20 protein-coding genes and 2 pseudogenes are annotated in these 22,220 nt (G+C 71.1%); 13 read left to right on the forward strand and 9 right to left on the reverse strand.

Annotated features, from left to right (window positions below):
* Nucleotides 1-37: 37 nt before the first annotated feature.
* Both ACZ5NW_RS07850 and ACZ5NW_RS07855 read right to left on the reverse strand, forming a co-directional pair.
* The gene (locus ACZ5NW_RS07850) at nt 38-703 is read right to left on the reverse strand and encodes a response regulator transcription factor (RefSeq protein WP_468742832.1); all 666 of its coding nucleotides are present in this window, start codon (nt 701-703) and stop codon (nt 38-40) included.
* 60 nt (nt 704-763) lie between these two features.
* Complete coding sequence (locus ACZ5NW_RS07855) at nt 764-1,057, reverse strand: hypothetical protein (protein ID WP_468742833.1); 294 nt, start codon at nt 1,055-1,057, stop codon at nt 764-766.
* 107 nt (nt 1,058-1,164) lie between these two features.
* Between ACZ5NW_RS07855 and ACZ5NW_RS07860 the strand changes: the two genes are divergently transcribed.
* Nucleotides 1,165-2,379, forward strand: coding sequence for a glycosyltransferase (locus ACZ5NW_RS07860; protein WP_468742834.1), 1,215 nt, complete (start codon nt 1,165-1,167; stop codon nt 2,377-2,379).
* A 264-nt stretch (nt 2,380-2,643) separates the two neighbouring features.
* Here ACZ5NW_RS07860 and ACZ5NW_RS07865 read toward each other — a convergent pair.
* Nucleotides 2,644-3,386: pseudogene (locus tag ACZ5NW_RS07865) on the reverse strand (SDR family NAD(P)-dependent oxidoreductase); the annotation flags it as partial.
* Between ACZ5NW_RS07865 and ACZ5NW_RS07870 the strand changes: the two are divergent.
* Nucleotides 3,376-3,844, forward strand: a pseudogene (locus tag ACZ5NW_RS07870) (LysR substrate-binding domain-containing protein); the annotation flags it as partial. The pseudogenes ACZ5NW_RS07865 and ACZ5NW_RS07870 sit on opposite strands and share 11 nt — an antisense overlap.
* 222 nt (nt 3,845-4,066) lie before the next feature.
* On the opposite strand, the gene ACZ5NW_RS07875 reads toward ACZ5NW_RS07870, so the two are convergent.
* Complete coding sequence (locus ACZ5NW_RS07875; RefSeq protein WP_468742835.1) at nt 4,067-4,624, reverse strand: hypothetical protein; 558 nt, start codon at nt 4,622-4,624, stop codon at nt 4,067-4,069.
* Nucleotides 4,624-5,040 carry a nuclear transport factor 2 family protein gene (locus tag ACZ5NW_RS07880; RefSeq protein WP_468742836.1) on the reverse strand — a complete coding sequence of 139 codons (417 nt, stop codon included), beginning with the start codon at nt 5,038-5,040 and terminating at the stop codon, nt 4,624-4,626. Before ACZ5NW_RS07880 ends, ACZ5NW_RS07875 begins: the two co-directional genes overlap by 1 nt.
* 189 nt (nt 5,041-5,229) lie before the next feature.
* Between ACZ5NW_RS07880 and ACZ5NW_RS07885 the strand changes: the two genes are divergently transcribed.
* Nucleotides 5,230-5,850: a TetR/AcrR family transcriptional regulator gene (locus ACZ5NW_RS07885; protein WP_468742837.1), complete on the forward strand. Its 621-nt coding sequence runs from the start codon at nt 5,230-5,232 to the stop codon at nt 5,848-5,850.
* Nucleotides 5,851-6,008: 158 nt separating this feature from the next.
* Here the strand turns inward: ACZ5NW_RS07885 and ACZ5NW_RS07890 are convergent, their stop codons facing one another.
* Complete coding sequence (locus ACZ5NW_RS07890) at nt 6,009-6,689, reverse strand: NAD(P)H oxidoreductase (protein ID WP_468742838.1); 681 nt, start codon at nt 6,687-6,689, stop codon at nt 6,009-6,011.
* A gap of 116 nt (nt 6,690-6,805) precedes the next feature.
* Between ACZ5NW_RS07890 and ACZ5NW_RS07895 the strand changes: the two genes are divergently transcribed.
* Complete coding sequence (locus ACZ5NW_RS07895) at nt 6,806-7,738, forward strand: AraC family transcriptional regulator (protein ID WP_468743016.1); 933 nt, start codon at nt 6,806-6,808, stop codon at nt 7,736-7,738.
* Between the two features lie 160 nt (nt 7,739-7,898).
* Entirely contained in the window at nt 7,899-8,129 is a 231-nt protein-coding gene (locus ACZ5NW_RS07900; protein WP_468743021.1) for a hypothetical protein, read from the forward strand.
* A gap of 278 nt (nt 8,130-8,407) precedes the next feature.
* On the opposite strand, the gene ACZ5NW_RS07905 is transcribed toward ACZ5NW_RS07900, so the two are convergent.
* On the reverse strand, nt 8,408-10,033 hold the full coding sequence (locus tag ACZ5NW_RS07905) for a sulfatase-like hydrolase/transferase (RefSeq protein ID WP_468742839.1): 1,626 nt from the start codon (nt 10,031-10,033) through the stop codon (nt 8,408-8,410).
* Between the two features lie 765 nt (nt 10,034-10,798).
* On the opposite strand from ACZ5NW_RS07905, the gene ACZ5NW_RS07910 reads away from it, so the two are divergent.
* The 5 genes from ACZ5NW_RS07910 (at nt 10,799) to ACZ5NW_RS07930 (ending at nt 16,496) form a co-directional block, all read left to right on the forward strand.
* Nucleotides 10,799-11,122: a hypothetical protein gene (locus ACZ5NW_RS07910; protein ID WP_468742840.1), complete on the forward strand. Its 324-nt coding sequence runs from the start codon at nt 10,799-10,801 to the stop codon at nt 11,120-11,122.
* A gap of 181 nt (nt 11,123-11,303) precedes the next feature.
* Complete coding sequence (locus ACZ5NW_RS07915) at nt 11,304-12,086, forward strand: phosphotransferase enzyme family protein (protein ID WP_468742841.1); 783 nt, start codon at nt 11,304-11,306, stop codon at nt 12,084-12,086.
* Between the two features lie 102 nt (nt 12,087-12,188).
* Nucleotides 12,189-12,998: a transposase gene (locus tag ACZ5NW_RS07920; protein WP_468742842.1), complete on the forward strand. Its 810-nt coding sequence runs from the start codon at nt 12,189-12,191 to the stop codon at nt 12,996-12,998.
* Between the two features lie 437 nt (nt 12,999-13,435).
* A complete protein-coding gene (locus tag ACZ5NW_RS07925) occupies nt 13,436-16,027 on the forward strand; it encodes a LuxR C-terminal-related transcriptional regulator (RefSeq protein WP_468742843.1) in 2,592 nt (863 codons plus the stop codon).
* 34 nt (nt 16,028-16,061) lie between these two features.
* Nucleotides 16,062-16,496 carry an acyl-CoA thioesterase gene (locus tag ACZ5NW_RS07930; RefSeq protein WP_468742844.1) on the forward strand — a complete coding sequence of 145 codons (435 nt, stop codon included), beginning with the start codon at nt 16,062-16,064 and terminating at the stop codon, nt 16,494-16,496.
* Nucleotides 16,497-16,498: 2 nt separating this feature from the next.
* On the opposite strand, the gene ACZ5NW_RS07935 is transcribed toward ACZ5NW_RS07930, so the two are convergent.
* Nucleotides 16,499-17,173: a CBS domain-containing protein gene (locus ACZ5NW_RS07935; protein WP_468742845.1), complete on the reverse strand. Its 675-nt coding sequence runs from the start codon at nt 17,171-17,173 to the stop codon at nt 16,499-16,501.
* A 261-nt stretch (nt 17,174-17,434) separates the two neighbouring features.
* Between ACZ5NW_RS07935 and ACZ5NW_RS07940 the strand changes: the two genes are divergently transcribed.
* The 3 genes from ACZ5NW_RS07940 (at nt 17,435) to ACZ5NW_RS07950 (ending at nt 19,365) form a co-directional block, all read left to right on the forward strand.
* On the forward strand, nt 17,435-17,788 hold the full coding sequence (locus ACZ5NW_RS07940; protein WP_468742846.1) for an HGxxPAAW family protein: 354 nt from the start codon (nt 17,435-17,437) through the stop codon (nt 17,786-17,788).
* A gap of 285 nt (nt 17,789-18,073) precedes the next feature.
* Nucleotides 18,074-18,835, forward strand: coding sequence for a DedA family protein (locus ACZ5NW_RS07945; RefSeq protein ID WP_468742847.1), 762 nt, complete (start codon nt 18,074-18,076; stop codon nt 18,833-18,835).
* Nucleotides 18,832-19,365, forward strand: coding sequence for a hypothetical protein (locus ACZ5NW_RS07950; RefSeq protein ID WP_468742848.1), 534 nt, complete (start codon nt 18,832-18,834; stop codon nt 19,363-19,365). Before ACZ5NW_RS07945 ends, ACZ5NW_RS07950 begins: the two co-directional genes overlap by 4 nt.
* Before the next feature lie 607 nt (nt 19,366-19,972).
* On the opposite strand, the gene ACZ5NW_RS07955 is transcribed toward ACZ5NW_RS07950, so the two are convergent.
* On the reverse strand, nt 19,973-22,153 hold the full coding sequence (locus tag ACZ5NW_RS07955; protein ID WP_468742849.1) for an MMPL family transporter: 2,181 nt from the start codon (nt 22,151-22,153) through the stop codon (nt 19,973-19,975).
* Nucleotides 22,154-22,220: the final 67 nt, after the last annotated feature.

The following is a 22,220-nucleotide window of genomic DNA, read 5'->3' on the forward strand; positions in this document are numbered from 1 at the left end:
CTCTGCTGCTCACAACGACGTGCGGCCGGACAACCCCTCAGATCCTCCGGTAACCGCTACCGGCCACCGTCTCAATGACTGGCGGTGCCCCGAGCTTGGCCCGCAGACGGCTCACGGTGATCTTCACAGCGCTGGTGAAGGGATCGGCTCTCTCGTCCCAGACCCGTTCGAGCAGTTCCTCGGCGGACACGACACGGCCCCCGGCGGTCAGGAGCAGTTCAAGAACGCCGAACTCCTTGGGCGTGAGCGCCAACGGCCGGCCGGTCCGGACGGCGGTCCGCCGGGCGGTGTCGACCATGAGGTCACCGTGGCGAACCACGGGCGGCAGGGCCGGGTGGGCGCGGCGAGCAAGCGCCGCGATCCGGGCGACGAGGACCGGGAAGTCAAAGGGCTTCGGCAGATAGTCGTCGGCCCCTAGGCCCAGCCCGTCCACGATGTCGTCCGACGTGGCCGCAGCGGTGAGCATCAGCACACGGCTGCGGCAACTGGCGGCGATCAGCGACGCGCAGACGTCGTCGCCGTGCGTCCCGGGCAAGTCCCGGTCCAGGACGACCACGTCGTACGCGTCGCGGTCGGCGCCAAGCATCCGCTCCAGCGCCTCCGTCCCGTCGAATGCCAGATCGACAGCCATGTGCGCGCGGCGCAGCCCCACCGCTACGACCTGTGCCATCTCCTCGTCGTCCTCGACCACGAGTACCCGCATCGCCCCGCCACCCCTCCCCGTCCGGCGTCCCCGGAACGTCGACTCCCCCCTCGGGCCGCCTCAACTCTCCCAGATCCCACGTGCGTTGCGCGTTCCCTGAGCCACGCCTCCTCGAAGGTCCAGCTCCTCGGCCAGGGCGTCGGGGGACGGCAGACCGCCCACGGCCCCGGCCATCGCCGGCCCGACCGCGGCGAGCACCGCCCGTACCTGCTCGGTCCACCTGCCGTGGCGCCGCGTCAGCCCTTCGATCCGCTCGACGAAGGACTTGATCCGAACGTTCACCGACTCAACGTCCACGTCGGCCGACAGCACCGCGACACCCGCGACCGATGGAAACAGCAGCCCTTCCAGCACCTGAGTAACGACAGCACACATCGACTCGGCGTCGCAGCCGTCAGATGGGCCGAGGGAGCTCCGCGGCAGGCGACCGTGGTCGGACGACCGCCGAGGAGAATCACTCCATGCGCATTCTGATCACCACCGCCGGGTCGCGGGGAGACGTCGCGCCCTACACGGGCCTCGGGCGGCGACTGTTGGACGCCGGTCATCAGGTCTCCGTGGCTGCTCACCCATGCTTCGAGGCACTCGTCCGCGGGTGTGGTCTCGACTACCGGCCTGTGCCGGGAGACCCGCAGGGACTGATCCGGGACTGGGACAGAGCGACGTCGCGGGAGGAGGTCCAAGCGCTGACGAGGGCTTACACGGACGGGCTCGCCGACGGCGTGGCGGAGGCCATGGCGGGCGGAGCCGACCTGCTCCTCACGGCCTTCGGCCCGGCACCGCTCAGTCGGACGGCCGGCGAAGCGTTCGGCGTCCCCGTCATCGGCACCTACCTCGTACCTGCCTTCGCCACCAGGCAGTTCCCGCTGCCCAACGCGCGGAGCACAGAGGGCCTGAGGCCGGAGGACAACTTTGCCGCGGGCCGGGATGTGCTGAGGCGCGCGGAAGGAGCCTTCGCGGGCGCCGTCACCAGGCTGCGCGCCCGCCTCGGGCTGCCCGCCGGCACGTCCTTGGCGCCGGGGGACACCCGGCCGGTCTTCCACGGCTTCAGCCCGCTGGTCGTGCCGCGCCCCGAGGACTGGCCGTCCTGGGCCGAAGTATCGGGCTACTGGTGGCCCGCGCGGCCGGACGGCTGGCACCCCCCGGCCGAACTGGTCGACTTCCTCCAAGCCGGCCCGCCCCCGGTGTTCATCGGGTTCGGCAGTATGGCGGCGGGACAGGGGGAACGGCTCAGCGAGCTGGTGGCCGCGGCGGTGAGGCGGGCACGCGTGCGCGCGGTGGTGCAGGCGGGGTGGGCGGAATTGAGCGGCTGCGGCTCCGACATCCTGGTCGTCGGAGACGTTCCACACGACTGGCTGTTCCGCCGCGTCGCCGCCGTCGTCCACCATGCCGGGGCAGGCACCACCGCGGCCGGACTGCGCGCCGGCGTGCCCGCTGTGCCCGTTCCCGTCATGGCCGACCAGCCGTTCTGGGCATCTCGACTGTGTGCGCTGGGAGTCGCCCCGCGGCCTGTGCCGTTCCAGGACCTCACCGCGGAAGCCCTTGGCGACGCGATCACGGCCAGCCTCTCCGAGCCGGCTCACCGCCGACGCGCGGCCGAACTCGCCCGGGGGATCGCCGCAGAGGACGGCACCGCTTCACTGCTCGCCCACATCGGCACAGGAAGTACCGGATGAAGCCGGTGATGTAGGACGCCTCGTCGGAGGCGGAAGATAGCGGCGACCTCCTCGGGGAGCCCTCCGCGGCCGAGGGGGATGCGGTGGGCGATGGTCCGCATGGATTCGGTCGCCGGTCGTCAGGTCGCTGCGCGTGGCTTCGGTGTCGATGACCCACGGGGCTGACGCGGTTCGCGCGGATGCCGTACGGGGCTCCTTCTTCCGCACGGGCTCACGCCGCAGGTCGCCGCCGACGACAGCAGGGCCGTCTTCCTTCCAGCCGTTTCAATTCACCTCCGGACTCGGAGGCGTCGAGTTCCCAGCAGCTGAACTCAGTGCGTCCGAGATGGACTTGACGCCGCCGTGGGCGGTGAGGCCCCGTCGACCGGGATTTCGGCGCCGGTGATGAAGGAGGACTTGTCGGACAGGAGGAAGATCACGAGCGGGGTGATCTCGTCCACCGTGCCGGTGCGGCCGAGCGGGGTCTCGCGGATGTTGGCCTCGCGGAAGGCGGGGGCGGCGGAGGCGGTCATCTCGGTCTCGATGAAGCCGGGGTGGATGGTGTTGACGCGGATGCCGCGCGGGCCGAGCTCGGTTGCGGCCGTCTTCGACAGGCCGCGCAGGGCCCATTTGCTGGTGGTGTAGGCGACGGGGTAGTGGCCGCTGAGCGCGGCGGTGGAGCCGACGTTGACGATGGACGAGCCTCGTGGCATGAGCGGCGTCAGGTGCTGGATGCCCAGCAGTGGGCCGGTGACGTTGACTGTGTGGACTCGGGCGAAGTCGTCGGGGGTCACTTCGCCGAGGCGGGCGCGCCAGGTGATGCCCGCGTTGTTGACCAGGCCGTGCACCTGGCCGTACGACTCCCTCAGTTCGGCGGCCAGTTCCGCCCAGTGTTCCTCGTCGGTGACGTCGAGGCGGCGGCAGCCTGGGGCCTCGGTCACGTCGGTGGCGATGACGTGGGCGCCCTCGCGGGTCAGGGCCTCGGCCTCGGCGGCGCCCTGGCCGCGCGCGGCGCCGGTGACGACGACGGTCCCCGCCGTCGACCTGTTCCCCGACCGCTGGGCCTTCCTGGTCGCCGAGACGAACGACGAGGTCGGCGACCGGCTGACCATGGACAACCTGGCACGGCTGCCCTGGGTCGTCTACCAGCGCGCCTACGACGCTCCGGCCGCCCGGCAGCTGAGCATGCTCGGCGTCGATCCCCGCGTGGAGATCTCCGTCGACAGCTTCCAGGCGCTGCCCTTCCTGGTCGCCGGCACCCGCCGGATCGCCCTGGTACAGCAGCGCCAAACTGATGCGCGGCGTGGCCGCCGTACGCCTCATGGAACCGCCCTACGGTGCGGTCCCTCTCCAGGAGGCACTGTGGTGGCACCCGGTACACACCCACGACGCGGCCCACATCTGGCTGCGAGAGACCGCGGCGCGTGTGGGAGCGGGTCTGGCCGCTTCCGAGCCCGGCCGTATCGCCGCGGCCGCACGGAGATAGCAGCCTCCCGCAGCGGTCGCGGACGCCCCGCCCGAGCAGACCGTGTCCTACGCAGCCGCGCTGCTCCACGGGGGAACTGGACGGCCTCGACACCGACCCGGCGAGAACCCGGAGTTCGAGGCGGGCCGCGTCATGGCCGAGGAGATCGGCGGCCCGCCGGGGATGCGGCCAGGCAGAAGCCCCGAGCCGCTGCGCCCGCCGGTCCCGTTGCTTGTGCCCCTGTTACTTGTGCGGGATGACGAAGTTGTAGCCCGCCGCGTTGTGGGCGTCCCCGGCGGTGCAGCGGCCCTTGGTCGGGTAGCCCCAATAGAACATGACGTAGCACTTGGTGCAGAAACGCCAGTACGCCTGGGAGCCGGGCGTCTCGACAACGTCGTGCGGGATGACGAAGTTGTAGCCCGCCGCGCTGTGGGAGCCGCCCAGGGGGCACCAGCCGCCGCTCGGGTAGCCGAAGTAGAAGAGGCAGTAACAGCGTGAGCAGTAGCGCCAGTTCTGCTGGGCGTTGGGGTTCTCGTCCGTGCCGTAGGGCAGGGTGAAGTTGTACCCGGCCGGCTCGTGCCCGTTGGCGCTGCCGGGGCATCCCGAAGGGGGGAGGATGTAGCCGTCGTAGAACATCCCGTAGCACTTGGTGCAGAAACGCCACCGGTCCTGGAGCCCCGAGGCGGCGGCGGCTTCGGGCGCGGGGACCGTGGCCAGGGCGATGGCCGCGGTCACGCCGGCACTCCGCAGCAGGAACGCCCGGCGGCCCGCGTGCTCGGTCTCTTCCGTGCGGACCCTCATCACGGCTGCCCTTCCTGGGCCGGAGCCGTCAGCTGGGCGATGATCGCCGCGCTGTCCAGCCAGACGTTCTCGCGGGAGATCTTCCCGGCCCGGAACTCGAAGACGTGCAGGACCCGGAAGGAGATGCGGCGGCCGTTGCCCGGGATGCCGAGCATGGAGCCCGGGACGGTGCCCGTCATCACGTTCTCGATGGTGACGGCGTCGTCCGCGTAGTACGTGCGGGTCCGTTCCTCCTTCTCGGCGCGGAAGTCCTGGCATAACCCGCGGTAGAACTCCAGCGCCGCCGGGATGCCGTGCTTCGGGCCGCCGGGCTCTCCCACGACGTCGTGCTCGATGTCATCGGTGTAGACGGCGACCGACCCCTCCGGGTTGCCGCGCTCCTCGGCCGCCATATGGGCCTGGATCAGAGCTTCCATGTCCGCGGGTGTGGTCGTGGAGGACATCGCGTCCCCTCTCTTCTCGCGCTGCGCGCCCGGACCGGGCCGCAGCCCCCGTAGTGAGACAGTGATAGCGTAATGAGAAGAGCTTTCTCATAACAAGGGGCAATTCTCATGAGTGGGCAGGGCGTGAGGAGTACGGAGGGGGCGGCAGGGGGAGCGCACGGCGTGGGCGATGGCCGGCGGAACCAGAAGCTGCGCACCCGCCGCGCCCTCATCGACGCCGCCGTCACGCTGCTCCGGCAGGGGCGGACGGTCACGATCGCCGACGCCGCGGAGGCGGCGCAGGTCTCCACGGCCACGGCGTACCGCTACTTCTCCAGCCCTGCGGTGCTGCTGCAGGAGGCGCAGACCCTCGTGCGCACCCCGGACGTCCTGGCCGACCTGCCGGCCGACCCGGCCGAGCGGCTTGACATGGTCGTCTCCCGGATCGCCGACACCCAGTTCGGTGACGAGGCCATGTGGCGGGCGCTGCTGCGGGTCAGCCTGGAGCGCTGGGCCCAGTCCGCCGACAAGGGTGAGCAGCCGGACGACGACACCCCGATCCGCAACCGGACCCGCCTCGACCTGACGCGCGCCGCCCTGGAGCCCCTCGCCGACACCCTCCCGCCCGCCGCACACCGCCGGCTGATCATGGCGGTCGTGCTCGTCTACGGCGTCGAGGCCCTCGTCTCCACACGTGACGTCTGCGGCCTTGGCCCCGAGGAGGCGAAGGAGGTCATGCGCTGGGCGGCGGGGGCGCTCCTTGAGACGGCACTGCGTGAGTCGGGGGTCGCGGGTGGGGCGTAGCGGCGTCGCCGTAGCCGCTGATGCAGGACCACTTCGCGGATGTTCCGGGCGTGGACGCGCTCGTCCCCAGGGCCCGGACCGTCCGTCGCCAGTCGCGCTCTCGTCGGTGGCGCCGAAGCCGCCATCATGACCCGCTGCACCTTAGAGGTTCCTGGTCCTCAGGCCGCCGCCCGTTCCGCTGCGAGGAACTCTTCCACGGCCTTCCGCGCGCGGCGGTCGAACTCGGCATACTGCGCCTCACGCTCGACTCCCGCAACCGCGTCGCCGACCAGCAGATTGCCCTTGGCGTCGATGCGCTGCGGGCGCTCCTCGGCGTCGGGGAGCAGGGCTACGGAGGAGTAGGAGAATCCGCAGTAATAGGCGATGCCCTCGCTGAGGTTGGTCTCCAGCACGGCCTGCATTCCCTCGGTGATGGGGTCGTCGGAGGTTGCGCCGGCCAGGCCCAGCCACAGCATGCGCTTGCCCGCCAGGCGGGGCTTGCTGCGGCCGTAGGCGAATCCGTAGTTCCACACGCGGTCGATCCAGCCCTTGAGGAGGGCGGGCACGCTCTGCCAGTACACGGGGAACACGGCGACGACGACGTCGGCGTCGAGAACGCGCCGCATATGGGCCTGGACTTCGTCCGAGTACGGCTTTTCCCGGTTGCCCCAGTCCGGCTGGTCCGCCACGTTCATCCGCGGGTCGAACCCTTCGGCGTGCAGGTCGAGCAGGTCGACGCGGTAACCGGCGGTCTCGAGTAGCGCGGTGGTACGGCGGGCGGTGTGCGCGGTGAGGGAATCGGCCCGGTGGTGTGCGATGACCACAAGTGCGGTCCTGGCAGCGCTTTTGCGGTGCGACACGACGTCTTCTCCTGGCTGGTCTCGGTCAGTTCGACCAGTCCAGTACAGCCGTGATCCTTTAGACGATCCATAGGGGAAACGCTCTGCCGCATAGGAGTTCGTCTACGATGACGGCTGTGGATCCTTTGAGTGCGCTGCTCAGTGGCATCCGGGCCGAGGGCTCGGTCGTATGCCACGCCGTGCTGGAAGCACCCTGGACCATCCGCTTCGTCGACGGCGCCCCGCTCACGATGGTCAGCGTGCTGCGGGGCGGTGGCGTTCTGCTGCTGCCCGACGGCACCGAACAAGCGGTCGGCGTCGGCGACACGGTCATCGTGCGCGGCCCCGACACGTTTGACCTCGTGGACCGGTCGGCCACCCCCGACCGCCCACGTGTCGAGTACGAAATCGCGTGCTTCGCAGCGGATGCCGAATGCACTGCCCAAGACCTCGGCGGCATCCGCTGGGGCAACGAACCGGACGCAGCAACCGCACTGATCGTGGGCGCGTACCGTGCATCGGGCCATCGCCATGAACGACTGCTCCGCGCGTTGCCGCCGGTCCTCGTGATCAACGAGGACACGGAGGTCTGCGACTGGCTGGAGACGGCCGCCGCCGACGCCGCCCTGCGCTCGGCCGGCTCCCAGGCTCTGATGGACCGACTGCTGGACTGGGCCCTGGTGTGCACGCTGCGTACCTGGTTCGAGCAGGCAGGCTCGGAGGCTCCCGCCTGGTATCGCAGCCTGGCCGACCCGATCCTCGCCCCCGCTCTCGAAGCCTTCCACGCCCGGCCGTCCAGGAGATGGACGGTAGAGGCGCTCGCCACCGAAGCCGCTGTCTCCCGCGCGCTGTTCGCCAAACACTTCACCAAGGTGATGGGCCGCCCCCCACTGACCTACCTCACCGAATGCCGTATGGACGAGGCCGAGGCACTCCTGTCCGACACCGACTCCTCCATCGCTCAGATCGCCAAGTCCGTCGGCTACGCCGATGCCTTCGGCTTCAGCGCTGCCTTCAAACGCCATCGAGGCGTGAGTCCCAGCGCCTTCCGCGCCCGTAACAACCTCTGAAGGAGGCGTGACGTCCCTCCCCTCCCGGTTCATGATCGCTCGTTCGTTCGTGGTCACCCGGCAGCTGGGCTGGGTGGGGCTCGTCGTTCGTCCCGACTGGCCAAGTTGACTGAGCGGGTGAGACAAGGTCGCCGACACCCTCGAAGCGCACGCGGACGCGGTGGAACTGGACGGGCAGCGGCGCTTCGGCGTGGACAAGGCGGTCTGCCACCTGCGGGCCAAACTCCCCTACCCCCGCTATGACTTCGCGCTGGCGGAGGGCTGGGCGATCGCGACAGGCGTGATCGAGGGGGTGTGCCGGCGCTTGGTGAAGGACCGGATGGACATCACCGGTGCACGGTGCGTGGGCGAGCCTGGCGAGGGTGACACAGCGGGTCCAGGTGGCCTGTAACCGTCCTTGGCCCGGCAGCCGGTTCTCCATGCCGGCTTGCGGCAACCGTCGTTCTTGACTCCGTAGTCCTACCTCTGGCCCCCGTCGCAAGGTCGCGAGACGATCACGTGCTCGTCGCGCGGGGCGGTCTGGCTCAGCGTGCCGGCCCCCGCCGGGCGCCGTAGCTCTCGCGTGCCCCGGTCACTGGCTGCCCTGGTTCTCCCGAGGACACGTTGGTGTCGGGGGTCCCAGGAGCTCGGTGTCCCGGGGGCTCTGGACCAGCGGTTCCGGCCCTCCGGTCAGCGTCCTTGCTGTGCGGCGGCGAGTGTCTCAGGGCGCGTGTCGTCGCCGTGCCAGGTGGGCCAGCCCAGGAGATGGGGCCGCTCGGTGACCCAGGCGCGGGTGTCGGCGCCGATCTCGGCGTCGATGAGGTCCTCCAGCAGGGCCCGGTAGCGCTCGACGAGGTCGCGGTGGGCGGGGTCGCCGGCGAGGTTGTTCATCTCGTCCGGGTCCTGCTCGTGGTCGTAGAGGACGACGTCGTTCTCCGCTAGCAGGGCTTGGGCGCTGGTCGGCCGGTTGGGGCTGAGCGGAGAGAAGTAGCGGCCGAAGGTGTAGCGCTCGTCGGTGTAGCCGCGCAGGAAGCCGCGCTTGGTCCAGTCGGGGCGCAGGTCGCCGGAGGCGACGCGCTTGGGTGCCTCGGGGTCGGCGAACTCGAACCAGAACGAGGCGTCGAGCATCATGATCGACTCCACCGCGTTCAGGATTCCCTCGCGCACCGGGTGTCCGTGGAGGACCGGCATCAGCGAGTGGCCCTTCAGGGCCGGGTGGCGGGTGGCCGTCTGTGCGGGGTCCAGGCCGGCGATCTCCAGCAGGGTGGGCGCGATGTCGACGGAGGAGGCGAGTGCTTGGGTGCGGCCGCCGCCTGGGACGTCGGGGTGGGTGATCATGAAGGGGACGTGGAAGTTCTCGTCGTAGATGAGGTTGCCCTTCTGCCGCAGGCCGTGGGCGCCGGCCATCTCGCCGTGGTCGGAGGTGAAGACGACGACGGTGCGGTCCGCCTGGCCGGAGGCCTCCAGCGCGTCGAGGACGAACTCGACGCTGCGGTCCACGTCACGGATGGCGTTGAGGTAGAAATTCAGGCCGTCGTACCAGTGTTGCTCATCGGCCACCGGGCCGAAGACCGTGTCCGTCACGCGCGCGTACTCGGTGATGGCCGGCGCCGCGCCCGACAGGTCGTCGTGCAGGCTGGCGGGCAGGTCGAAGTCCCAGCGGCGCCGGTAGACGGGGATGTCCGCCGCGGCCCGGGACACCACCGCGTGGGCGAGTCCGGGCGGGAGCTGGACCTGGGCGCGGCCGCCGTAGTCGAAGCTCATGATGTCGTGCGGGTTCACGAAGTTGACGGCCATGAACCACGGCTGGTCCTGGGAGACGACCGGGGCCCGGTTGCGCAGCCACTTCACGGCCTGGCCGGCGATGACCGGGTCAAGCTTGAGACCGGCCCACGCGCCGCCGTCGATGTCGCCCCAGTCGTTGAACTCGCTGAATCCATAGGGCTCCAGCGCGTCGGTCGTGGGCCCGGGGTTCTCGGGCGTGACGTAGCAGTTGGACAGGTGCCACTTGCCCTGGTAGGTCGTGTAGTAGCCGGCTGAGCGCAGCATGGTCCCGAGTGTGCCCAGTGCGGGGTCCAGGGGGCGGATGTACGGCATGTTGTCGTTGTCGTAGATCTCGGTGATCGGCAGGTGCTGGCCGGTGTAGATCACCGACCGGGCGGAGCTGCACTGCGCGGAGGCGGTGTAGTAGCGCTCGAAGGTGGTCCCACGGGCCGCGATCCGCTCCCGGGCGGGCAGCGAGTAGCCCTGCGCCCGCGGGAGGCGGAGGCGTTCCTCGTCGGTGACGATCAGCAGGATGTTGGGGCGACTGGTCACGAACTGCCCTTCGCTCACCACGCGCCGCCTGCGGACCGTGCGGCTCCTCGCCGTGGCCGTGTGCGCGCGGACCGGTACGGATGCTGTCGAATCTAGGTCGGAGCCCGGCCGAAGCCGCTCAGGACGCGGCGGGCGGCGCCCGGACGAGTGAGCGCGGCGTACGCGCCGGACGGGGACAGTGAGGTCTCCCATCGCCTCTGCGGCCCGGTTGCGGCGATGGAACACGAGCCCGCCACGGGCACACCGGCGCCCAGGTGGCCACCCGTGGGCCTCGGCCGGGAGCACACCGGCCATGGAGGGCCGACGCACGGTGTGCGGTGAGTAGCGGCTCCTGAGCGGTCGCGGCGGTGTCCGGGGTCACCGGCGCCTACGCGCTCACCTCCCGGCGGCTGGCCGCCTCGCCGGTGTCCGCCGCCATGGCCTTCACCGGCTGCGGCATCGCGATCGGACCCGTCGGCCTGGGCAGGTCTGGTCAGCCTGCGGCACGGCCCCTGCGCACCCCGGGGGAAGCCGCCCTGACCCTGGTGCTGTTCACCGACGCAACCACCGTGCGCCCCGCGGACCTGCGCAGCGGCGGCGCGCTGCCCGGGCGGCTGCTGTCGCTCGGGCTCGTTCTCACCGTCGCCGCCGGATGGCTGCCGGCCTGGCCGCTCCTCCCACCAGCGCCTGCGCCCTGGCCACGGCCCTCTGCGCCGCGGCAAGCGGCCCACCGGCGAGGTAACCCGCACCACCGAGCTCGCCGAAGACCTCGGCGGCCTGCTGGCCATGCTGAGCCTGCTGTTCTTCGGCGCCGTCCCGCTCGGCCCCGCCCTGGAGCACCTCAGCTGGCGGATCATCGCATACGCCGTGCTGAGTCTGATCGTGATCCGCATGGTCCCGGTCGCGCTCGCCCTGACCGCAAGCAGACCCAAGGCGCCCGACCGTGGCCTACGTCGGCTGGTTCGGCCCACCTGGGCCTCGGTCGTGTCCGGTCTCCTCAACGGACGCCGGTACCAGCACGCCGCCGCCAGCACGACGGCCCTGCGCGAAAGCACCGCCACATCCGTCACCCCGCGACGCCGCACACTCGGCCCCGCCGAAGCGGACTGATCCACCCCAGCAGCCCAGTACAGCCGGTGCGACCGCTTTTACGCAGACCAGCAGATCAACCGAGTCGTCGCCATGTTTCCTGCAGGAACAGATACTCAGCTTGTCCTTTAACCTCCGTCCCGACTCTGACGCTCCCTCTTAATGGGGTGATCATGACGGGCTGATCCGACACACTGCTTCGATGCGGCACGATGATGAAGAGCCTTTGTCCGGCGGCAACGTCAGCGATGGTGTCGTTCGCGTTGGGGACACAGTTCGCCGTCCAGCCGGACCATGGACTCCCGCTGTGCATGCCCTGCTTGCCCACCTGCATGAGGCGGGATTCGGCGCGGCGCCTCGCCCACTCGGCATTGACGATCAGGGGCGCGAGGTCCTGACCTTCATGCCGGGAGATGTGGTCTGGCCCGAACGGTTCTCGCTGATGGAACCCGCTCAACAGCTGGCGCGCGTTGCACGGCTGATCCGGGACTTCCACGACGCCGTGCAGGACTTCACGCCGCCGTCCGATGCGCAGTGGCAGACGCTGATCCCCGCTGAGGACAGTGACATCATCGCTCATAACGACCTGGCCCCCTGGAACCTCGTGGTAGCAGGCGAGGCGCGGTGGGCCTTCATCGACTGGGACGCTGCAGGTCCCGGCTCGCGCCTGTGGGATGTCGCATATGCCATTCACGGGTTCATCCCGCTGTCCGCACATCCGGACTGGCAGCGCCCGGACGCGGCGGACCGACTGCGAGTCTTCGCCGACGCCTACGGTCTCGCTGAGTCCGAACGTCGTCGGTTGGTCCCTGTGCTGGGGCGCCGTACGCGTTCCATGCACGACTTCCTGCGTGACCAGGCAGCCCAAGGAGTTCAACCCTGGGCAAGGCTGTGGGCTGAAGGACACGGCGACGCCTGGCGAAACGACGCCGAATACATCGAACAACGCGAAGACCAGTGGATGCATGCACTGCTCGCTGGCTGAGGCATCAGTGCCCGTGCCTGGCTTCCGGCGTCGAGCGACATCTCGAACTGGATCACTCACCTGGGCATTCACCGGACATTGAAGCGGCCTTCGTCTGGTCATGTGCTCGGGCCTCACGCTGGTGGCCGAGCACCGCCGCGGACACGGCGCGATGTACGAGGCTCTGAACTGCGGGAGTGTGGACGTGCCACGGCTGCCGCAGGTACTGGCCGGTCTGCCGATCCGCGGGCCGCTGACGGCCGCCTGGTCCTGGCGGTCGACGTCAGCAACTGGCTCCGGCCGGAGGCACCGACCAGCGCGGACCGCCTGTTCGGCCACGTCTACGGCCGCAGCGGACGGTCCTCGGACCAGTTCATCCCAGGCTGGCCGTACTCCTTCGTCGCCGCCCTCGAATCGGGCCGGACGTCCTGGTGCCAGCTCTTGGACGCCGTCCGTCTCGGACCCGAGGATGACGTCGCCGAGATCACCGCCGCCCAGCTCCGCCGCGTGGTCGAGGACCTGATCGAGATGAGCCGCTGGCACGTCGGCGACCGCGACATCCTCATCGTCTTCGACGCCGGCTACGACGCACTGCGCATGGCCATCTCCTGGCCGGCCTCCCGGTCGAGGTACTCGTACGGATGCGCTCCGACCGCGTCATGCGACGGCCGACACCCACGCTCAAGGAGTACGCCCTGGCCTATCCCCAGGGGCGGCCGACCGCCGAAGCAAGGCGGATCAACCCCCAGCCCTGGCAGGCCACTTGGCTCGAAGAATCGGCGGCCCGCCACCCTCTACGACGTCGGCAAAACCGTGAAACGACCCGAGAGCATCACCGAACGAAACCGGCTCAGACCAGAAAGAACAAGCTCAGTGCGAACCACACCCACCGGCATGACCGGACATAGACCCGGAGCGCAGAAGCGCCGGTGAGAGTAGTCATCGCTCATGGCGGCCGCGGCCGTTCGCGGTTGACTGTGCGTGGCTGAGACGTGGGGACGGCTCGGCCAGGCCGCGGCGCATCCCGGGAAGCCGACCGCGGGCTCCTCGTCCACCCGGCCCCGGCGTCCTGAGCGGAGACGCTGCCGGGCCGGTGGGCGAAGAGCGATCAGCACGGCGGCCTGTGTGCTTCCCTCTGTGCGATCGGCGCGGGCGGCGTGACGCCCGGGCTGACAGCACACGGGGCGCGGTTCGCGGAATCCGTTATCGGTGAAGCGAGCGCGGCGCCTCGGTCGCCGTGTGCGCGGGACGCAGCGAAAACCTAGGGGCGTTCCCCCAACGCGAAGGAGGCGGTCGGAGCCGGAGCATCGGTGGCAGGCGCCCCACGCGCCCCCTCACCCGCACCGCACCGTCCGATCTGGGGAATCACCATGGCCTCTCCCGAACATCCCGCCCTGCCTGCCGCCCCCGGCGGCCCGGCGGGACTCGACGAGTTCCTGCCCCTCCACCCCCCGGCCCTCGTGGGGCGCGACCGTGAGCTGAGTGCGGCGCTCCAGGTGCTGCGCGCCTCCACGGGACCCGCCGGTGTGCTGATCGTCGGTGCGCCGGGTGTCGGCAAGACGCGCCTGGGCGAGGAGGCCGCAGCGAGGACGTCCTGTGCCAGCGACACCGGGGGCGGGTCACCCGGTGCGGCCCGCGGTGTCCAGCGGCTCGCTCCGGCGGCGGTGGCCACCGTCGTCCAGCGCCTGCTGCGGTCGGGCTCGGCCCGGCCCCGCACTCTGTGGATCGACGACGCACACCTGCTGCCGGAGCCGGCCGCAGAGTGCCTGCGCGAGCTGACCCGACGGCGTGCGCACAAGGTCCTCCTCGCCATGGACGGCACCGAAGGGCACCCCCGGCTCCAGACCTTGTGGAAGGACCAGCTCGTCGCGCGCCTGGAGCTCGGCCCGCTCGACGTGCTGTCCACACGGCGCCTGGCGAGCGCCTTCTTCGCGGACCGGCTCGCCTGGCCCGGCGTGGTGCGCCTGGCCGCCATGTCGCACGGCAACCCGGCCCTGCTGCGCGAACTGGCACGGGCGGCCCTCGCACAGAACCTGATCACCTCGGAGGGGAGCACATGGCGGCTCGGCGACGCCGTGCCTGTCTCCAGTGCACTGCGGGACCTGGTCGCCCGGCAGCTCGCCGACGTCACCCACCACGACCGCCGGGCCCTGGAGCTGATCGCGCTCGCCGAACCCGTACGGCTCGACGTGCTGGAGAGGATCGTGGCCCCTGACACCCTGCTGGCCCTGGAGGACGCGGGAGCGGTACGTGTCTCGCACCCCCGTGCCGAACCGGTGCCGGGCGCAACCCCCTCGGTCGCCCTCGCCCACCCCTATGTCGCGCAGGTGCTCCGTCAGGACGTCGGCCCCCTGCGCCGCCGGCACTGCCTGCGGACCTGGACGCGCAACGTGCCCGAGTCCCTCCTGTCACCGGCCGAGCGGGTCCGCGTGGCCCAGTGGCACCTCGACGCCGGGGACCTCCCGGAACAGCAACCGCTGCGGGACGCCGTCCGGTGCGCGCTGCGCGCCCACGACGCCGCCGCCGCGATCCGGCTGTCGGCGGCGGCCTGGTACGGCCACGGCGCGCCGTGGGCGGCCGAGCTGCACGCCCGTGCCCTCTTCGCCGACGGCGCCTTCGACGACCTGCACGCCTTCGCCGAGAAGGTGGCCGCAGGCCAACCCGAGCACCTCCGTGCCCTCGCCCCGGCCCAGGCCCGCGCCCACCTCTTCGCGGGCCGGCAGGACCGGGCGGAGGAGAGCGCCCAGCAGCTGACGGGTACGGAGCGCTCCGCGTACCTCGCCCTCGCCGCCGCGTTCCGGGGACGCTTCACGGTCGCCCTGGAGCACGCCCGCGCGGTGCTGCGCGACCCGGCGTCCCCCTGTCACGCGGAGTCCGCCCTGATCGCGACCGGTGCCCTGGCCCGGTTGGGCCGCCCCCACGACGCCCTGAGGCTGTACGAGGATCTGCCCGGACGCACCTCCAATGACGAGGGCTGCCTGTTCGAGGCGGACGCCGTGGAGGAGGCCCACGCCCTCGCCCGCCTCTACGCCGGGCGCCTGGACGAGGCCGAGGGCATCCTGGTGCGCGAGTACCGTACGGCGTTGGAGAGTGACCGCGTCGGTGTCGACGCCCGGCGAGGACTCGGCGTCGGTCTCGTCCTGCTCGAACGCGGCAGGATCCGCGAGGCGTTGCCGTACTTCTCCTTCACCCCGGCCTACCAGGCGGCTTGGCGGCCCTGGAACATCCGGGCGGCCATCCACGCCACGATCGCGGCCCACTGCCTGCCGGGCGGCGGGCGCGACACGGCGTCCGGACTCCCGGACAGTCTCCTACCGGGCCCGTACGCCGCCGAACTCGCCGTCGCACGCGCCTGGCAGGCCCATCGGCAAGGCGAGCAGGACCGAGCGAGGCTGGTGCTGCACACCGCCATCGACGCGGCCCTGGACTCAGGCACCTACGGTGACGCCGTCGTGCTCCTGCACGAGACCGCACGGCTCGGACTTCCGGCCCACACCGCCGTCGAGGAGGAACTGCCCGTCCAGGGCACCTACTTGACCAGCCGTCTTCATTTCGCGCGAGCCGTGCGCACCGGTGACACCAAGCTGCTGGCCCGGGTCTGCCGGACTCTCGCGGACGCGGGCGCGCACCTGTACGCCGCCGAGGGATACGCCGAACTCGCCCGGCTCCAGCGGCGCTCGGGACAGGGACGCACGGCCACGGCCTCGACCGTGCAGGCGCGCACACTGCTGCGCGACTGCGGCGACGTGAGCACACCGGCCTTGCACTTCCTGGGCGATCCGGCGCAGTTGTCGGAGCGGGAACGGACGGTGGCCCGGCTGGCGGCGCAGGGACTCACCGACAAGGAGATCGCCCACCGGCTGGTGGTGTCACCGCGCACCGTGAGTAACACCCTGTACCGCGTCTACCAGAAGGTCGGCGCCACGGACCGCCGGCACCTGCGCCGGCTGCTGTCCCCGTGAACGATCCGCGAACGCACCCGAGGAGCCCGTCACCGTGTCCGACCTGGAGATCACCTACCGGGGAACCATCTATCCCTGGCACTGCGACCACATGGGTCACATGAACGTCATGTGGTACGTGGGGAAGTTCGACGAGGCCACCTGGCAGCTCTTCGCCGGGATCGGACTGACCCCGGCCCGCCTGCGGGAGGAGCGGCGCGGGATGGTCGCGGTGGATCAGCGGATCTCCTACCGGCGCGAGCTGCGCGCGGGGGACGTGGTGCTGGTCCGCTCGGGCGTACTGTCCGTCGGCACCACGTCGCTGCGGTTCCGCCACGTGATGGAGGACGCCGTCAGCGGCCAGGTGTGTGCGGTCACCGTAGTGACCGGTGTGCACTTCGATCTGGTGGGCCGGCGGGCCGTGGCGCTGGGACGGGAAGCCCGGGCGGGAGCCCGTGAGAGGATCACGGGCTTCGATCCCGGGATGTGAACTCAGGCGGAGCGGGCCGGCAGCTCCCGCGACGCTTCGGCGTCGGCCGCCGCAGCCGGCCGGAACTCCACGGCCACCACTCCGTCGACCTCGCGGCACAGCTCCACCAGGTCGGTGACGACAGCCGGGGAGGACAGACGTCCACTGAGCACGACGTGGCCGTGCGTCACGTCCACCTGCACGGCCGAGGGCGCCTCGCCGAGCGTCTTGACCAGGACCTCCTCAAGGATCTCCGTGCGGATGGCCCGGTCGGTGCGCAGGAAGACCCGGAGCAGGTCGCTCCTGCTCACCACGCCGATCAGACGGCCCTCGTCGTCGACGACGAGGAGCCGCTTGACGCCGTGCCGGGTCATCTCGCGGGCGGCGTCGACGACGCTCCAGTCCTCCCGCGCGCACAGCGGTGGTGACGTCATCAGTCCGGCCGCGTCGGTGGCGCCGGCCTTCGCCGGCCCGGAGGGGCTGCCGGTGGCGGCCGGGTCGTCGCCGTGGCCGTCCCGCATCTTGTGCAGGAGGTCCGCCTCGGACACGACCCCCCTGGGGCGGTCCTGGTCGTCGACGACGGGCACCGCGGTGATGTCGTACTCCCGGAGCAGGTGGGCGATCTCCTTGAACGGTGTGCCGCCCTGGACGCGGACGACCGCGTCGCTCATCAGATCGCGGACCTTCACGTGGTTCATCGGGGCATGTCCTTTCTCCCACCTCCGTTTCTAGACGGCGGTGACCCCGGGCGCCTCGGTGGTGACCCTGGCCCCCCACCCGAACTTAAGCCGTCGGGGGGCAGCGTGGCGTAAGGGTCGGCGATGTGCGGGCGGTGGCGGCCGGCGTACGCCCGGAGCGGCCCGGTGGTCGCCGAAGGAGCACGGATTACTCATGTGCCGGGTCCGGGTGGCTGGAACCGTCGAAGAGCAGTCCGAGTACCCAGCAGAGAGCGGGAGAAGATGAGCGCGCACGGCGACGTCGACATGGGTCACACGGTGGCGGGATGGACCGGTACGGTCGTCGCCGTTCTGGGCAGCGCTGTCGCGGGCACGGGTCTGTGCCTGGGCTCGGCCCTGTGCCTGGGCGGCGGCTTGGCGATCGTCGTGCTGGCCGCGCTCGTCACCTGGGTCCTGCACCTGGCCGGCTGGGGCAAACCCGGCGGGCCGCGTCCCCGCACCGAGTGGGACTGGCGGGTCAGGGACCCGATGCGGCGGCACGGCGACTGCCTGGGGTGCCGGATGGCGGGGCGCCGACGGGCCGTGCCCGTGCCGGCCGCCGATCCCGAGGGGCAACCGGTCCTGGCCGACGCCTGAGGCACGGCCGCCCGCGTCACCGTGATCGCCACCTGGCTCGAGGATCCCCCCTCGGCGAGGTGGCGATCGCGCTCTGGGCGCGGCGTTCGCCGCCGGTGCCTCGCTCCCCGTAAGGGAAGCGGGCCGGAACCGGGGCCGGGGCCCAAACCTTGGGGGGTGTCCCCGACGCCGGGCGGTAGGAGCGAACGGTCTGGTGGAAGCGGCGCGGAGGCGAGGGGCTTCCGATGCCGTTCCGGCCTGTCGCCGACCGCAGGGCATCCGGTGCCCGCGGGGAGGAGAAACACTGTGTTCGGTCCCGTGGCGATGACCGCCGCCGCGTCCTGGGCCTACGCCGGCCTCGCCCTGGTGACCCTGCTTGACGTGTTCGTGCCCGTTCTGCCCGCCGAGACGTCCGTGATCACCGGCGGTGTCCTTGCGGCGGCGGGTCATGTCGAGATCTTCCTGGTCATCGCCGTGGCCGTCGTCGGGGCGTGGACAGGCGACGCGCTGGCCTACCGCACCGGACGGGTCCTGGGACGGCGCCGCGGCCGCCGTCCGGGCGCGCGCGGCGAGTCCGCCGTGCTGCGCCGGCTGCGCCGCGCTCTGACGGCCCGGCAAGGGCACGTGCTCGTCGCGGCCCGGTTCGTCCCCGGCGGACGGACCGTGGTCAGCTTCGCCGCCGGTGCGATGCGGTTCCCGCCGGGACGGTTCCTGAGGCTCACCCTGCTGGCCTCCGCGCTGTGGGCGGCCTGGGCGGCGACGCTCGGCTTCGTGGGAGGGCAGGTGTTCAGCGACCGGCTCTGGGTCGCGGTGGTGGTGTCGAAGGCGACGGCTGCCGGAGTGCTGATGCTGACGGAGCTGGTGCGCCGGGCCGTGCGAGCTCGACGGGCTCGGCGGGCCGAGCCGGTGACGGTGACGGTGACGGCCGGGGAGGCCGCCGCGCGTCCGGGGGTGGGGTCACAACCTTGGGGGGTGGGCTTGGGGGTTGCCTCGATGTCCGACGAGGGCCCGGGCGGTGCAGTGGGAGGTGCAACGTCCGGTTCCCGAGTCAGGGGGTGTGGGACATGACCACCGACCAGTCCACCAGCCAGTACACCGTCAGGGACGAGGACCTGGTGTGGGCCCTGCCTCCGATGTGCGGAGTCCTCGGTGCCGCGTACACCTGGTACGTCCGCCCCAACCCCCGCTCGGCAGCGGCCGCCGCACGGTTCGTGGAACGTCTGCTCGGCCTGTGGCAGGTCGAGGACGCCGTGGCCGCCCTGGCGTCGATGGCGGCCGCGGAGCTGGTCTCCAGCGCGGTCGAGCACAGTGCGCCGCCCCTGGCGCTGGAGCTCGCCCGCGGCCGGGGTCTCATCGCGCTGGCCGTCCGCAGTGCCTCTCCTGCCGCCGGGCCGACGGACCTGTCCGCGTACGTGGCGGAGCACGGCCTGACTGTTGCGGACGCGCTGGTGGAGGACCTCTTCCTCGCCCCCGTCCCCGGTGAGGACGGCACGGCCGTGGTGGTCCACATCCGGGAGACGGCACTCCCGCCGGCCCCCGACACGACGAAGCCCGCCACCACTGACAGTCCCGTCACGCTTCAGACCTGCGGCGTCTGAGGCTGGACCACTGTCCGCCCCAGGAGACCGGACCCGCACAGGCGAGTGTCCCGGAGCCCTTTGCCAGGGCTCCGGGACACTCGCCTGTGGGGGCGTCAGCGCGCCCGGCGGCGCCGGTGCGGTGGCGTATACCAGGTAGCCCGCGCAGCGCGGCCCCGCGCCTCGGGCCACAGGGTGCGCCGTACGACGCTGCGGATACCGTCCGTGCCAACGACCAGGTCCGCGGTGGAGGAGCCTCGGAGTGCAGGACCCGGCCGTCCGGGTCGGCGTGGCAGACCTCTACGCCGGTGCGCGGGACGCCGGCGGGGAGTGCGGCGGGGAGCGTGTCCAGTAGCGCCGTCCGGTGGATCATGACAGCGGTGCCGTTCGGGTTTCCCCGGGCTGTGCCGTCCATGAGGGACAGCCACGGCCGTCGCGCGTGCGCTGGCCCGTCCGGGACTCGGCCAGGGACTGCGCCCGGATGCGCTCGTCCAGACCGAGGGCGGTCCGCGTCCACGCCGGTTGCGTTGCGTTCGTTCATCGGTGTCTCCCCGGGCATGTGACGGGGGTGCCGGTGGCCCGGCGCCCTGTGCGGGGGCCGGGCCACGGGCTGCGGTCGGCGAGCAGGTCACCCGACGGGCGCGAAGTCCTCGTCGGTGGGCTCGTCGGACCGGTCGGGGCCGATGGGCGGCGGGACTTGGCGCGGCTGCGCCTTGGGGGCGTGGCCGCCGCCTTCCAGGTCGATGTGCGGCAGGACGCGGTCGAGCCAGCGGGGCAGCCGCCACGACGCGTCGCCCATGAGCTTCATCAGCGCGGGCACCAAGACCAGGCGGATGACGAAGGCGTCCAGGGCCACGGCCAGGGAGAGACCGAGACCGAACATCTTGATGATCGGGTCGTCGCCGATCACGAAGCAGCCGAAGACGGTGACCATGATGATCGCCGCGGCGCTGACGACGCGTCCCGTGTGCGCCACGCCTTCGACGACGGACGCCGCGGCGTCCTTGGTCCGTGCGTACTCCTCACGGATCCGGCTGACGACGAAGACCTCGTAGTCCATCGACAGACCGAAGAGGATGGCGAAGAGCATCATCGGCACGAAGCTGATGATCGGGACGGTTCCGTCGAGCCCGATGAGCTTGCTGCCGTGGCCGTTCTGGAAGACGGTCACGACCGCTCCGTAGGACGCGAACACGGACAGCACGTTCAGTACGGCCGCCTTCACGGGCACCCAGACCGAGCGGAAGGCGAAGACCAGCAACAGCAGGGAGATGCCGACCACCGCGCCGATGAACAGCACCAGGCGTTCGCTGATGCGCTCGGCCATGTCGATGTTGGCCGCGGTCGGTCCGGTGACGTGGGCCTGGCCGCGGGCGCCGTCGAGGGCGCCGGGCAGGACGTCGTCGCGGATGCGGTCGACCAGTTTCGAGGTGGCCTCGTCCTGGGGCGAGGTCTTCGGCACCGCCGTGACGATGGCGGTGGTGCCCTTCTCGTTGGGTATGGGCGTGCCGACGGTGGCGATGCCAGGGTCCTGCCGGAGTGCCTCGACCACGTCCCCTCCCGTGCTCTTCAGCGCGGCGGGGTCGGGGGTGCTGAGCGAGATGGTCAGCGGTCCGTTGAATCCGGGGCCGAAGGCATCGGCCAGGTGGTCGTAGGCGATGCGCTGGGTGGTGTTCTCGTTCTTCGTGCCGTTGTCGGGCTGGCCCAGCCGCATGTCGAGGGCCGGGACGGCGAGCAGTCCCATCAGGACCAGGCAGGCCGCGACCGCCGTCTTGGGGCGCCGGGTGACCGCCGTGGCCCAGCGGCGCCAGAAGGCGCTGCCGTGGGGTGCCGGGCGGACGGTCAGCACCCGCAGCTTGTTGATGCGATGGCCGACCAGTCCCAGCAGGGCCGGCAGCAGGGTGATGGCGGCGAGCACCATCACGGTCACCACGACGGCCGAGGTGTAGCCGAAGGACCCCACGTAGGGGATGCCGACGATCTGGAGGCCCATCAGCGCGATGACGACGGTGAATCCGGCGAAGATCAGCGCCTGTCCGGCGGTGGCCAGGGACCGTCCCGCGGACTCCTCGGGGTCCATGCCGTTGTCGAGGTTGGTGCGGTGCCGGGTCACGAGGAACAGGGCGTAGTCGATGCCGACGCCCAGCCCGATCATGGTGGCGACGGTGGGGGCGGCCGAGCCGATGGTGGTCAGCTGCGACAGGATGATGTTGCCGCCGGTGCCCAGGGCCAGGCCCAGGAGCGCGGTGAGGATCGGCAGCCCCATGGCGACGAAGGTGCCGAACGAGACCAGCAGGATGACCATGGCGGCGACCAGGCCGATCAGCTCGGACATCGACTCCTGTTTGGTGGAGTTGTCCACCAGGGCGCCCTCGTAGGAGAGTTCGACGTCCGCGTGCTCGGCGACGGCGTTGGCCTTTTCGAGGGCCGCGAAGTCCTTCTCTCCCAGCTCGTCGATGGGGACGTCGTAGGTGACCGTCGTATGGGCGGTCCTGCCGTCGTGGGAGAGGGCACCGCTGCCGGGGGTGAGCGGGTCGGGTGCGGCCACGACGTGGTCGAGGGACTGCGCCTGGTGGGCGGCCTCGGCGACGGCCGCGCGGCGGGCGGGTTCGTCGAGACGGCCCTTCTCCGCGTGGTAGACCACGATCACGGACGTCCCGGACGCCTCGGGGAACTCCTTCTCCAGGACTTCCTGGGCGCGCGTGGAGTCGCTGCCGGGAACCTTGAACTGGTCGATGTAGTCGGACCCTCCGCTCGCGCCTGCGATGCCGAAGACGGCGCAGATGACCAGCAGCCAGAGTGTCAGCACACGCCATGGGTGCCGTGCGCTGGAGCGTCCGAGTCGATGGAGCAGCGATGACATGGTCTTGACCTCG

It is taken from the genome of Streptomyces sp. NPDC032126 (assembly GCF_055580085.1).

Bases quoted from the DNA above. Each gene is read 5' to 3' on its own strand.
- ACZ5NW_RS07880 (WP_468742836.1), bottom strand. From the start codon at position 5,040: ATGGAAGCTCTGATCCAGGCCCATATGGCGGCCGAGGAGCGCGGCAAC.
- ACZ5NW_RS07910 (WP_468742840.1), top strand. From the start codon at position 10,799: ATGCTGAGCCTGCTGTTCTTCGGCGCCGTCCCGCTCGGCCCCGCCCTG.
- ACZ5NW_RS07860 (WP_468742834.1), top strand. From the start codon at position 1,165: ATGCGCATTCTGATCACCACCGCCGGGTCGCGGGGAGACGTCGCGCCC.
- ACZ5NW_RS07915 (WP_468742841.1), top strand. From the start codon at position 11,304: ATGCGGCACGATGATGAAGAGCCTTTGTCCGGCGGCAACGTCAGCGAT.
- ACZ5NW_RS07850 (WP_468742832.1), bottom strand. From the start codon at position 703: ATGCGGGTACTCGTGGTCGAGGACGACGAGGAGATGGCACAGGTCGTA.
- ACZ5NW_RS07925 (WP_468742843.1), top strand. From the start codon at position 13,436: ATGGCCTCTCCCGAACATCCCGCCCTGCCTGCCGCCCCCGGCGGCCCG.
- ACZ5NW_RS07950 (WP_468742848.1), top strand. From the start codon at position 18,832: ATGACCACCGACCAGTCCACCAGCCAGTACACCGTCAGGGACGAGGAC.
- ACZ5NW_RS07935 (WP_468742845.1), bottom strand. From the start codon at position 17,173: ATGAACCACGTGAAGGTCCGCGATCTGATGAGCGACGCGGTCGTCCGC.
- ACZ5NW_RS07875 (WP_468742835.1), bottom strand. From the start codon at position 4,624: ATGAGGGTCCGCACGGAAGAGACCGAGCACGCGGGCCGCCGGGCGTTC.
- ACZ5NW_RS07940 (WP_468742846.1), top strand. From the start codon at position 17,435: ATGAGCGCGCACGGCGACGTCGACATGGGTCACACGGTGGCGGGATGG.